The organism is Chromatiales bacterium, from assembly GCA_014323925.1.
Lineage (GTDB): Bacteria > Pseudomonadota > Gammaproteobacteria > Poriferisulfidales > Oxydemutatoraceae > SP5GCR1.
In genome coordinates this window covers 70,048-82,776 of record JACONC010000001.1, presented here as the reverse complement: position 1 = coordinate 82,776, position 12,729 = coordinate 70,048, and the positions used below count along the sequence as shown (strand labels likewise).

The 12,729-nt window shown below is 46.2% G+C and carries 12 protein-coding genes; 3 read left to right on the top strand and 9 right to left on the bottom strand.

Translation table 11 applies throughout. From position 1 onward, the window contains the following. Positions 1–19 precede the first annotated feature (19 nt). Positions 20–1,432, top strand: coding sequence for an FAD-binding protein (locus GDA45_00395; GenBank protein MBC6413385.1), 1,413 nt, complete (start codon positions 20–22; stop codon positions 1,430–1,432). Positions 1,433–1,469: 37 nt separating this feature from the next. Here GDA45_00395 and GDA45_00390 read toward each other — a convergent pair whose 3' ends face one another. From GDA45_00390 to adk, 7 genes are all read right to left on the bottom strand, one after another. After that, a complete protein-coding gene (locus tag GDA45_00390; GenBank protein MBC6413384.1) occupies positions 1,470–2,450 on the bottom strand; it encodes a YhdH/YhfP family quinone oxidoreductase in 981 nt (326 codons plus the stop codon). A 2-nt stretch (positions 2,451–2,452) separates the two neighbouring features. After that, positions 2,453–3,625 (bottom strand): 5-(carboxyamino)imidazole ribonucleotide synthase, encoded by a 1,173-nt coding sequence (locus GDA45_00385; protein MBC6413383.1) that lies wholly within the window; start codon positions 3,623–3,625, stop codon positions 2,453–2,455. 7 nt (positions 3,626–3,632) lie between these two features. Then, positions 3,633–4,127 carry a 5-(carboxyamino)imidazole ribonucleotide mutase gene (purE, locus tag GDA45_00380; GenBank protein ID MBC6413382.1) on the bottom strand — a complete coding sequence of 165 codons (495 nt, stop codon included), beginning with the start codon at positions 4,125–4,127 and terminating at the stop codon, positions 3,633–3,635. 220 nt (positions 4,128–4,347) lie between these two features. Then, a complete protein-coding gene (locus GDA45_00375) occupies positions 4,348–6,459 on the bottom strand; it encodes a S9 family peptidase (protein ID MBC6413381.1) in 2,112 nt (703 codons plus the stop codon). 56 nt (positions 6,460–6,515) lie between these two features. Further along, positions 6,516–7,031, bottom strand: coding sequence for an RNA 2',3'-cyclic phosphodiesterase (gene thpR, locus GDA45_00370; protein ID MBC6413380.1), 516 nt, complete (start codon positions 7,029–7,031; stop codon positions 6,516–6,518). Next, positions 7,021–8,019 (bottom strand): 2Fe-2S iron-sulfur cluster binding domain-containing protein, encoded by a 999-nt coding sequence (locus GDA45_00365; protein MBC6413379.1) that lies wholly within the window; start codon positions 8,017–8,019, stop codon positions 7,021–7,023. The genes thpR and GDA45_00365 overlap by 11 nt, the downstream gene beginning before the upstream one ends. A gap of 36 nt (positions 8,020–8,055) precedes the next feature. Beyond that, entirely contained in the window at positions 8,056–8,703 is a 648-nt protein-coding gene (gene adk / locus GDA45_00360) for an adenylate kinase (protein MBC6413378.1), read from the bottom strand. Positions 8,704–8,748: 45 nt separating this feature from the next. Between adk and GDA45_00355 the strand changes: the two genes are divergently transcribed. Then, positions 8,749–10,011 carry a 6-phosphofructokinase gene (locus GDA45_00355; GenBank protein ID MBC6413377.1) on the top strand — a complete coding sequence of 421 codons (1,263 nt, stop codon included), beginning with the start codon at positions 8,749–8,751 and terminating at the stop codon, positions 10,009–10,011. Positions 10,012–10,013: 2 nt separating this feature from the next. Beyond that, on the top strand, positions 10,014–10,811 hold the full coding sequence (locus tag GDA45_00350; GenBank protein ID MBC6413376.1) for a CbbQ/NirQ/NorQ/GpvN family protein: 798 nt from the start codon (positions 10,014–10,016) through the stop codon (positions 10,809–10,811). Positions 10,812–10,860: 49 nt separating this feature from the next. Here the strand turns inward: GDA45_00350 and pal are convergent, their stop codons facing one another. Together pal and ftsZ are read right to left on the bottom strand one after the other, a co-directional pair. After that, positions 10,861–11,484 (bottom strand): peptidoglycan-associated lipoprotein Pal, encoded by a 624-nt coding sequence (gene pal / locus GDA45_00345; GenBank protein ID MBC6413375.1) that lies wholly within the window; start codon positions 11,482–11,484, stop codon positions 10,861–10,863. A 38-nt stretch (positions 11,485–11,522) separates the two neighbouring features. Next, complete coding sequence (gene ftsZ / locus GDA45_00340; GenBank protein ID MBC6413374.1) at positions 11,523–12,719, bottom strand: cell division protein FtsZ; 1,197 nt, start codon at positions 12,717–12,719, stop codon at positions 11,523–11,525. Between the last annotated feature and the right edge of the window lie 10 nt (positions 12,720–12,729).

Genomic DNA, 12,729 nt, shown 5'->3' with positions numbered 1-12,729 from the left:
CCGTTATACTTCAAAAGCTATGGAAGAACGAACCCAAACCAATCAAATCACTGCGCTAGATAATCGCTGTATCTCGCAACTACGAGTGATCTGCCCGCACCCTGGGCAAGTACTTTATGAAGCCGCCGACTGTCTACCTTACGGATGCGACAATAGTAAACAATATGCTCAGCCAGCAGCAGTAGTATTGCCTCAAACCCACGATGAGGTCGTCAAAATCGTCCAGTTATGCAGAACATACCACCTGCCGATTACACCACGCGGGCGTGGTACGAACACAACAGGCGCAGCACTACCGATCCACGGCGGTGTAGTGGTCTGCATGGAGCACATGAATAGAATTCTAAAAATAGACACCGTCAATCGCACTTTGCACGCGCAGACCGGTGTTAGCAACCGAGCAATACAAGATTATTGTGCAATCGAACAATTATTCTGGCCACCAGACCCAGGCAGTGCCGATTTTTGTACTCTGGGTGGAAACTTGGCTTGTAATGCAGCCGGTCCGAGGGCAGTAAAATATGGCACAACCCGCGAGAATACATTAAAGATCAAAGCGGTCACCGGCGCTGGCAATACTCTTTGTAGCGGTGCTATCACCAGCAAAAGTGTCGTCGGACTTGACTTGACCCGATTACTCATCGGCTCCGAAGGGACACTTGCCATTATCACCGAAGCTGTCCTAAAGCTCAGCAAACTGCCACCAAGTAAATCTTGCTTGCGTTTGGATTATCGGTCGGTAGAAGCTGCTCTGCAAGCAGTGTGCCGTATTATGGAACTATACGAAACACCCAGCGCACTAGAATTACTCGACGACAAGTGCTTGCAACTATTAAAAACCCACACCAACCTTGAAATTGGCAACGATGTGCAAGCGATTCTAATCGTTGAAGCGGACGGTAGCAAAGCCGCGGTAAGTCATGCTATAGATGCAATACATCAAGTAGCGATAGCCGAAGGGTTATACAAGATATGGCACGCCGATAATGACCAGCAAAGCGAAGCACTGTGGGCAGCAAGAAAACAACTATCACCGGTATTAAGAAACTATAAACCGTGTAAAATTAACGAAGACATAGTTGTCCCTATATCGGAATTACCAGAGCTGGTGCGAGGACTGGACGATATTAGTCAAAAAAACAATGTTAGCATCGTTAACTTCGGACATGTCGGCAACGGCAATTTACATGTCAACATCCTCTATCAACCCGAACAAGAGCAAAATGCTCAACAAGCACTGACTGAACTATTCGAACTAACACTCAAGCTCAACGGTAGCTTGTCCGGCGAACACGGTATAGGCTTGAGCAAACGCGAACTAATCAAAAAAGAACTAGACCCTTATGCAATAGAACTCATGCATCAGTTAACCAAAGTCATGGATCCTGACGACATATTAAATAGTGGCAAAGGGTTGCCGATCTCATCATGAAAAACACCGTAAATCCCTAGCGACTATGAAGCCGCTCCTAGCTACGGCAATCTATCAATATACGACCCTGCACTTGCCTGCTTAACAGTCGCTCAAAACACGTTGGTAAATCTTCCAAACTTGCCTCTTCGCAGAGCATCGCATTGGTCGAAGTCGGTAGGTATTTGTCACCCAGACTTTGCCAAATCTTTTGCTTCACTCGCATTGGGCAATTGGCTGAAGTCACACCCAGCAGACTCAGACCACGAATGATCAACGGCATCACGCTAGTGTTCAGTGCCGATGATTGTGCCAAACCCACGCTCACTACATTGCCGCCATTATGCGTAGTTTTTAACAAAGTCGCAAGCGTATCACCGCCTAAGTTATCTATTGCACCACCCCAAACCGCTTTAGCCAACGCACCGGATTGCGGTTCAATCGCATCTATCACCCTATCCGCTCCCAGAGACTTCAAGTAATCGCTCGCTTGCTTCTTATGTGTTGCAGCAACGGTTGCAAAACCTAATTTTTTGAGAAAATGTACGGCGAAACTGCCAACACCTCCACTCGCCCCAGTCACTACCACCTCCCCCAACTCAGGCGACTGATCATTTTGTAGCATGCGTTCCAAACACAATGCTGCGGTGAAACCGGCGGTGCCTATAATCATCGCACTGCGCAGGTCCAACTGCGACGGTAGCGGAATAAGTATGTTGGCTGGAACAATCGCATAAGATGCATAACCACCATCGTATATTTCCCCTAAACCGCTACCAGTAGCTAGCACCGCATCGCCCTCTTTAAGCCACGCAACCGTGCTACGCTCAACTACGCCAGCCAAATCAATACCACCAGTCAACACATCTCTTCTGATGATAGGTGCAGTGCCAGTGCCAGCCAAGGCATCCTTATAATTTACCCCTGAGTAATAAATCTTAACCAGAACATTACCTGCCTCAGGGTCACCTAACTGCACGGTCTCAAAGCCGGCGCGAAACGGTTCTTTATGAATACGAAATGCGCGGTTTTTTATCATAATTATGCGTCGGCTAATAATAGCTGGTGATAGCGTTCAGCGCGTGCTTGCAACGCTTCCATATCAGCATTCAAGTTCTCACCCAACAAACAGAAGTGCCCCATTTTTCTACCTGGTCGCGCCTGGTTCTTTCCATAGAGATGCAATTCAATCAGTGGGTTTTCACGCAAGATTTCCCAGTTTGGCTCATCTACCTCCCATAAATCACCGAGTAAATTAACCATCACCGCAGGACGCAGTAATTGCGTCTCCAATGCTGGTAAACCACACATCATCCGCACTTGTTGGTCGAACTGAGAACTGGAACACGCATCTATGGTGTAATGCCCACTGTTATGCGGTCGGGGTGCAATTTCATTGACGAGTAACATCTCGCCGTTGCCAGTGATTTCATCTTTAGCAATAAAAAACTCGACTGCTAATACACCATGATATGCAAGGGCATCAGCAATACGCCGAGCACTTTCACATACCTGCATGCGTATAGATTCATCTACACTTGCCGGCACTTTGGATAAATGTAATATGCCGTTGCGATGCATATTTTCGGTAACTGGGAAAAAATGACATTCGCTTTGCTGTGAACGCGCCAATATAACCGAAATTTCCCTGCTTAGCTGCAAACGACTCTCAACGATGCACGGTACTTTCCCTATCCCGTTGAATAACGAGATAGCTTGCTCTGCAGTGTCAACGATATACTGCCCTTTGCCGTCGTAACCGAGCTGTGCGGTTTTCAATATCAGCGGCGGTGATAGATGCTCAAAGGCATCGTCTATATCGGCAACTTGGCGTATCGGATAAAAAGGTGTCGTATGAACGCCGATATCTCGTATGAAAGTCTTCTCAGTGATACGATCTTGCGCAACGCACAATGCTCGAGCGGAAGGCGCTACCGGCACACCCTCATATTCTAAATATTCAACAAGCTGCACTGGGACATTCTCAAACTCTAGAGTGACGGCATCACATTCGCTGGCAAACTGCACCGCCGCTGCTTGGTCCGAGAACATCTGTCTGATATGCAGATCGGCAGCACATCCAGCCGGGCTGTCCATTGATGGATCCCATACCACAGTGCGATAACCCATCGCTTGCGCGCTAGCTACAAACATCAAACCCAATTGCCCACCGCCTAATACTCCAAGTGTTGCACCAGGCGCTAAACTTTTCATTGCCAGCTTAGGATTCTAGTGTACTATCGTGCACTGTTTGTTGTAATGTCTGAGTGTATTCTTTTAATGCTTCTTGTAGCGACTGCGAATGTCTCGCCAACATCCGACAAGCAAACAACGCGGCGTTGGCTGCCCCTGCTTCACCAATAGCAAAGGTTGCAACTGGCACACCTTTAGGCATTTGCACAATAGATAGTAGAGAGTCTTGTCCGTGGAGGTGTGTTGAAGGTATAGGCACACCCAATACCGGCAACACCGTCAACGCCGCAATCATGCCCGGCAAATGGGCAGCACCGCCAGCACCAGCGATAATACACTGCAAGCCTCGTCCTGCGGCACCTTGGGCATATTGATACATCAACTCAGGGGTGCGGTGTGCCGACACCACCTTTTTCTCAAAGCTGACATTAAAATGCTCCAATATCTCGGCAGCACAACGCATCACTGGCCAATCACTACGGCTGCCCATCACGATGCCTACCAGAATATTTTCGGTTGACATAATATTTCTAAGTTGGATTATTCTAGTATAAAGTTTGTCATATATTCTAAAGGCTATTATACCAGCACGACATCTTTATTTGCTAGACTCGCATATTCTATCCTGCTTTGAATGTTGTGGCTTCAATAGACAACGATATTGACTTTTTATCTGACCGTCGTGTCGCAATCTATCCTGTATCATTTTGTAATACTTTTTTATGAGTGTCAGCTAATACCTACTATTTTAAGGGTATACCGAAAACTTTTAGCAAGAACGCGTATTTGAAGGCAATTTCTTTCAATGCGTCAAAGCGGCCGGCAGCACCACTGTGCCCCTTATCCATAGCGACTTTCAACAACAAATAGTTGTTATCGGTTTTGTGGGCACGCAGTTTTGCTACCCATTTGGCGGGCTCCCAATAACTCACTCGCGGGTCAGTCAAACCGGCAGTGACCAGCATATGCGGGTAACGCTGCGCAGCGACTTGCTCATAGGGTGAATACGATTTCATATAGTGATAGAGCGCGCAGTCGTCTAGTGGATTACCCCATTCCTGCCACTCCGGCGGAGTTAGCGGCAAACTTGCATCGCACATGGTGTTCAGTACATCTACGAAAGGCACATCGGCAATCGCTGCTTTGAACAGGTCAGCTGCCGTGTTCACCGCATAACCGATAGTCATACCACCGGCTGATCCGCCTTGTATGGCAATGCCACCGTGATAGCTGATTTTATTCGTTATCAAATATTCGGCACACGAAATGAAATCTTCAAAAGTATTTTTCTTGTCGCTGAATTTCGCATTTCTGTACCAGGCAAAACCTTTCTCTATACCGCCTCGCACATGAGCAATTGCATAAATAAATCCTCTGTTAACCAGAGACAAACGATGTGAAGAAAAAGTCGCTGGAACAGCAAACCCGTATGCACCGTAAGCATAGAGCAATAAAGGCGCAGTGCCGTCTAGCGGAGTGCTTTTAAGATGCAATAAACTAATCGGAATATCAGTGCCATCGGCGGTGTGTGCCCAGAGCCGCTGGGTATTGTATAAATCAGCATCGTAGCCACACGGAATTTGCTCCTCTTTGCGCAAAGTGCGACGATGACTATGCATATCGTAATCGTAAACTCGGCGTGGTGTTTTAAGTGAGCTGTATCCAAAGCGAAGTATGCTACTGTTGTATTCAAAGGTATGCATTAAAGCGGCTTCGTAGCATGGTTCATCAAAATCTATGTAGTGTGGCTCGGCAACCGTACCGCGAACAATAATTGTGTTGGACATCAGTGCAATACGGGTTAATGCATCTTTGCGCTCTAAGCACACTAAATAATCGTTGAATACCAAAAAATTTTCTAACAGCACGCCTAGTCCAGGAACATAGATGTCATACCAGATCGCCGGTTGGTCTATCTCAGCAACCGACAGCTTGAAATTTTCGGCACCAGCACTGTTGTTATAGATAATCAGCTTATTACGACATTCCTCAGTCCTATATTCAACATTCAACTCGCGCGCTCGCACTATCTTAGGTATCTCATAAGGAACATCAGCAGGAATTAACCTATCTTCCGAAGTAGCATGGTCGTGACTATGCAGTACGATAAATCGTCGCGAGTGCGTTTGTCTCAATTCAACGAAAAACCCAGGATCCTGCTCTTTATAGACCAGTGTGATTTTATCAGTCGGGTCGTCTATGCAATAGCAACACACCGAATCCGGGCGATGGGATTCGTTCAGTCGGGTATAAAACAAATGACGGCTGTCGGTAGACCATGCCAAATCGCCTTGTAGACCCTCAAACAAAGGCTGCGCTGGTGCATCGCTGTGTGTGTCTCGCAGGTATAAAGTGTAATACTCAGAGCCGTTATCATCGACACAATATGCAACATAACGATGATCCGGACTATGGCTAAATCCGACGACCAGAAAATAATCCTTCCCTTCGGCATCGCGATTGACATCTAAAAGTACTTCCTCAGTTTGCTCGGCAATTAAACGGCGACTATAGATAGGGTGTTGTTTACCTTCGCTATAACTGTGATAGTATTCGTAATCACCATCTTTATCTGGCACTGATTGATCGTCTGCTTTTAGACGGCTCACCAACTCTTCGTAGAGCGAATGCTGCACATGCTCGCTATCCGCCATCACTGTCTCAGTATAAGCATTCTCTTCGTCCAGATGATGACGGATCTCAGGTTCAAGCAGGGTTGTATCCTTTAGCAATTCCTGCCAGTGCTTGCTACGCAGCCAGGCATAGTCGTCTACCCTAACATCGCCGTGCAATCTAATTTCACTAGGGCTGCAATCAGCGATCGGGGGTGACGGAAATTTGTTATCTATGCACATCGGATATTGTTAAAAATCATTATAGGTTGCTCGTCGAATAACATACTCAGTAACAACTAAAGCGGCTGTTCTTTCAATGTCGTGTAGTGTGCACCGCTGTTGCTTAACTCAGAGCGTTCAACACACACTGAGCGCACTTGCCATTGCACTACGCTATCCAAGGGTCTGCAAAAAGGCGGCGAGCGGACACCTCTGAACAAGCTAACATGGGGCTTAAATGAGCGAGATGCCTTAAAGCGACATGGCGATAACAATCGGTTCAGCTGTTTATGCAAAGATAGCAATTCCACCGGTACGATCTTTGATGTGATATAGAAAATACGATACCGTTCAAAATAACCGAATTCGTCTAACTGCAGATCAAACGCAGCGACTTTAATATCAGCGATTTTATCCAACACACATTGTTTGCGCACAACATCGCAATCGCCTAGAAAAGTCAGGGTTAAGTGTAAACTCTCTGGTGGTACCATCCGACCACTAACAGGTGTTTGTTTTTGTACTTTAATCAACTGCTTACAGCTATGCGCATCAGGGCGCAACGCAATGAAAATACGCTCTTTATGTGTCATCCGTCTCGCCCACAGCAGTTGAAAAAATGTGTTGCGGCAAAGCACCGCGTTCAATCAAAGCAGGTTTCATAAGCAATAACATCTTATGCGGCAAACACAAATAGAAATCGACCTTTCTCAGCTCAGGGTAATCATCGGCAATCTGTAGACTCCAATTCGCCACTGCGGATTGAGGGTTGGTCGCTGGTGCTAAGGTTGAATAACTAAATTGATCCAATGCGTCGCGCCAAGCAAAGCATAGATTCTCCATATAAATAGGCAACCGTAAGTTCGTTCTATACAAATGCACCGGCACTTCGCTATCTTGAGCAACGATATGCTCGATCAGACTTTTGCACGCAGCAAAACCAGTGTCGCACGCTATTAACACTGCTGTTCTTGCTAAATCTTCACTAAAAGTGAAGCTGTCATAAGGACCCTCGACATCAAACCATTCACCGATGCGATATTGCTCACAAAAACTACGCGGCGCTTGGTTGTCGTCGCATTTTATATGAAATTCAAGCTCGCCTGCATCGCAAGGACAACTTGCAATGGCTAAGCGGTGATTGCCATAATCGCTATGTTTTAAGAAAACTGATTGACCAGCCATAAACCTAAGACGATGGCTGCGCGCAACCCGCATGCGTACCACCGCCAGTCGTTCAGCTATCCTCTCCACCTTAGACAACTTAGCGCGAAAATACTGCACCGGTATCTGCGTACTACTGTCGGCAACTTCGGCAGTAATATCTATATCACTCGCCGGTGTGTTAGCGCACATCAAAAAATAATGCTGTACCTTTAGACTGGTGCTAAATGCATAATCTGAGCTCTTGATTTTACTGACTTTACCGTTGAGCAAGCGCGCCGCACACAACCCGCAATTGCCGTTATTGCATCCGTAAGCAACATTCAAGCCGGCTTTAAGCGCAGCTTCCAATATCGTCTCACCGTGTTCTACGACAAACTGTTTACTTATGTTTTTTAATCGAATCTTATAGGGCATCTAATCCAAGTAAATCTCAAACCATAACGCGAGTCTTCATAAATCCAATATTTGCATAATATTTTCCTGCACTTTAACGATATCCAATGTTCCGTCTACGGTGTCGTATACCAAATTACCTGAGGCTGCGCAACGACGATAATAATCAATCATCGGTATGGTTTGCTTATGATAATTTTGCAAACGTTGAATTACAACCTCAGGCTTATCATCTTTGCGTTGTATCAGTGGCTCGCCGGTCACATCGTCTTTATCCGCTAGCTTAGGTGGATGATATTTTATATGATAGGTGCGTCCAGATGCTGCGTGTATGCGCCGGCCTTCAATGCGTTCAACGATCACTTGGTCAGGCACCAACAGCTCAATCACATAGTCTATCGCTATTTTTTGTGTATCTAATGCCCGCGCTTGGGCTAGCGTGCGCGGGAAACCATCAAACAAAAATCCTGCTTTGCAGTCAGGGTCTGCAATACGCTCTTTGACTAAATCGATAATCAGACTGTCGGCAACTAACTCACCTGCCGCCATATAAGACTTGGCTTGTAGACCTGCTGCACTGCGCTTAGCCACCGCTTCGCGCAACATATCGCCAGTAGATATCTGTGGTACTCTATAATGCTCACATATAAACCGTGCTTGCGTGCCTTTGCCGGCACCTGGTGCACCTAATATAATAACTCTCATAACAACTTGGGTAGTGAAGAAAATAGTATATTATAAATAAGCACTATGAATAAAGCGAATATCCTCTATGCGCAGTCTGGCGGACCCACTGCCGTTATTAATACAACCGCATGTGGTTTAATAGAAACAGCTCGCAAACACCCCGAAAGAATACATAAGATATATGCTGCACACAACGGCATTCTCGGCGTACTCAACGAAGAACTCATAGATACTGGCAGCGAAAGTGCAGAGAATATCGCTGCCTTAGGCCACACACCAGCCAGCGCTTTTGGCACTTGCCGCTATAAACTCAAAGGTATAGATGAGAACAGAGCTCAATACCAAAGGTTGATAGAGGTATTCAAAGCACACAACATCCAATGCTTCTTCTACAACGGCGGCGGTGACTCGCAAGATACCACACTCAAAATTGCTCAACTCAGTGCCACCTTCGGTTATCCTCTAAACTGCATTGGTATACCTAAAACCATAGACAACGATCTGCCGCTGAGCGATTGTTGTCCAGGATACGGTAGCGTTGCAAAATATATAGCCATATCCACTCGTGAAGCAGCACTGGATGTCGCAGCAATGTGCTTGACATCGACTAAAATTTTCGTACTCGAAGTCATGGGCAGGCACAGCGGTTGGATTGCTGCAGCTGCAGGAATGGCTGCCCAATCTAAAGAGGATGCACCGCACCTGATTTTATTCCCTGAGGTGCCATGGGACGAGGCGAAAGTGTTAGCCAAAGTCAAAGAGCAAGTGCATAAACAAGGCTATTGCGTAATCGTTGCATCAGAAGGATTGAGAGATCAGGACGGGCGCTTCCTTTCTGAGAGCGGTGCGCACGACGCTTTCGGACACGCACAACTGGGCGGTGTCGCCCCTCTCATTGCGAGCATAATCAAAGATAAACTAGGTTATAAATATCATTGGGCAGTCGCAGACTATCTGCAACGCTCAGCGCGACATATTGCCTCAAAAACCGATGTAGAACACGCGTATGCGTTAGGAAAAAAAGCACTCGAACTTGCTTTAGACGGATATAATGCAGTGATGACAACCATAGTTCGGTTGTCCGATGAACCCTATTCATGGAAAGTCGGCACTGCCAAGCTTGAGGATGTTGCCAATCAAGAGAACACTTTACCTAAAGAATATATCGACCAGAGTGGCTATGGTATCTCAGCAGCCTGCAAGAACTATATACGCCCTTTAATCGAAGGCGAAGACTATCCTCCTTACGAAAACGGCTTGCCGAACTATGTGAAAATGAAAAAAACTTTGATTGATAAAAGACTAGAAAAATTTGACCACATCTAAAGATGGAAGTACAAGAATACTTAATTAATAAAGAGCCACTATATCTAGGTACTGGCGATGAAATAGAAGTCTATACCAAAGCTTTTGAAAATAAATTACCTATTCTACTCAAAGGTCCCACTGGTTGCGGAAAAACGCGCTTCATAGAATATATGGCGTGGCGGCTAAAAAAACCACTGATTACCGTCTCGTGCCACGACGATTTAAGCACATCGGATTTAGTCGGACGCTATTTACTAAAAGACAATGAGACGGCTTGGATAGACGGTCCTTTAACCCGTGCAGTGCGCTACGGCTGTATATGCTATTTGGATGAAATCGTTGAAGCACGCAAGGACACTACTGTCGTTATTCATCCTTTGTGCGACGATCGGCGTCTGCTGGCGATAGAAAAACGCGGTGAATTAATTAACGCCGATGAAAATTTCTGTATGACAGTCTCCTACAATCCCGGCTACCAAAGCGTGCTGAAAAACCTCAAACAAAGTACGCGACAGCGTTTTGTGGCAATAGAATTTAATTACCCCAAAGCCGAAATAGAACAGGAGATTTTATGCAAAGAAACTAGCATAGATAGCAAAGCCGCAGAAAATTTAGTACGTTTCGCCAATATGACACGCAACTTAAAGGACAACGGCTTAGACGAAGGAGCTAGTACTCGCTTGTTGGTACATACCGCCAAACTAATCGCCGCTGGCATTGCAGCTCCTGCAGCGGTGCAACACTGCATCAGTCTTGCACTGAGCGATGACCCGAATATACTACGCTCGCTAGAAGAACTAAGTTCCTCAGTTTTTTAGAGAATCAGCACTAGCATAGTATAGATAGCTTCTGTACAAAGCATTACCGCTACGGGTAAATCAGTTCGGCGCGCCGATTGAGCTTAAATGCTTCCTCAGTGATGCCGTCATCCGCCGGTTGCTCTTCACCATAGCTGACTATAGAAATGCGTGAGCTATCTATCCCATAAGCTACCAATAAAGTACGCACTGCGTTCGCACGGGACTCTCCCAAAGCTAAATTATAGCCGCTGGTGCCGCGTTGGTCTGCGTGTCCTTCGATACGCAATCTCACCGTAGGATTCTCTTGCATAAAGCTAGCATGACGGGACAATAGATCACGAGCATCCTCTTTGATCTGCGATCTATTAAAATCAAAATAGATTACCGTATAACCAAGCGTCGGGTCGAGGGCAACAGCCTGTTGATATGCAATATTCATAGAATGGCCGGGATCAGTGCCATACAATTGTTCGGCGGTAGCGACGATATCCGTTTGATAGGCCTTAATTTCCGGAGGCGGCGGGGGCGGCTCAGTCACGACCACCTCTTCCTCAGCGGGTTCGGCAATTACAACTTCGGTCGCTACGGGTTCTACGGGTTCAAAATCTACTTCCGTAGTACCCACACAAGCACCCAGCAGCACAGCTAACGACAGCAATGCAAAAGCATTGACTAATTTTGAGTTAAACATAATCATCCTCTCGTGGTTTAATTTAAGAATTCAACGCGCTAATCTACCTGATTGCGTAAGAATGCCGGTATGTCAAGCAACTTATTGTACTGCTCATCTTTATCTTGCTGTTTGGGGAAAGCTACCTCGGCATCCACCGAAGAAGATGACTCATTGCCACCTTTTTCGGCATCCGCCGAAGAAGATGACTCATTACCACCTTTTATCGCTGTCAAAGTTACCGATTCGGGTTGCACCTCCGTAGCAACGGTTGCGGATTCAACTTCAGTCTGAGGGTCGGATTCGGTATTGATGCCGGTTGCGACCACTGTAACACGTATCGCACCACCCATATCTTCATCGGCTACAACTCCCATCTTAAAATCAGCGTCGTCTGCAACTATATCTCCTATTCTATCTCCTATCTCTTTGATTTCTTTTACAGTGATATTAGCACTGCTTATATTGACGAGTAGCCCACGCACATCTCTCAAATCCATATCCTCGAGTAATGGATTTTGAATGGCATTGTCAATTGCCTCGCTTGCCCGATCATCACCTTCCGCAGAACCCGAACTAATCATCGCTCTACCCGAAGCAGACATCACTGTCTTGATATCGGCAAAGTCTAGATTGATTAATCCCTTGCGAGTAATCAATTCAGCGACGCCTTGCACTGCACTGTATAGCACATCGTGCGCTTTCTCCATCGTAGCTTCCAGCTCAGTATCAACTCCGACTACTGAGCACAACTTTTCGTTTGATATGACTATCAATGAATCAACGTGCTTGCTCAGCTCGGCAACACTGTGTTCGGCAATTTCCATGCGTTTACCCTTCTCGTATTCAAAAGGTTTTATGACAACTGCAACAGTTAAAACACCGTGCTCTTTAGCTATCTCGGCAATCACCGGCGAAGCACCGCTACCAGTGCCGCCACCCATACCGGCAGTAATAAATAACATATCACAACCTTCGACGACCTGACGTATTTGATCGGCGTTTTCCTTTGCTGCATCGTTACCTACTTGCGGACTGCCACCGGCACCCAACCCTTTAGTCAGGTCTGCACCCAGCTGTATATTTTGCGCTGTACTACCGGATAGAGCTTGTACATCAGTATTGGCACAAATAAAATCAACATCTTCGAGCCTCTTGGACATCATATAGTTGACAGTATTGCAACCGCACCCACCCACGCCGATTACTTTGATGACGGCACCTCTGGGCTTTTTATCCTCTGCTAATTCAATCATTGTATATACC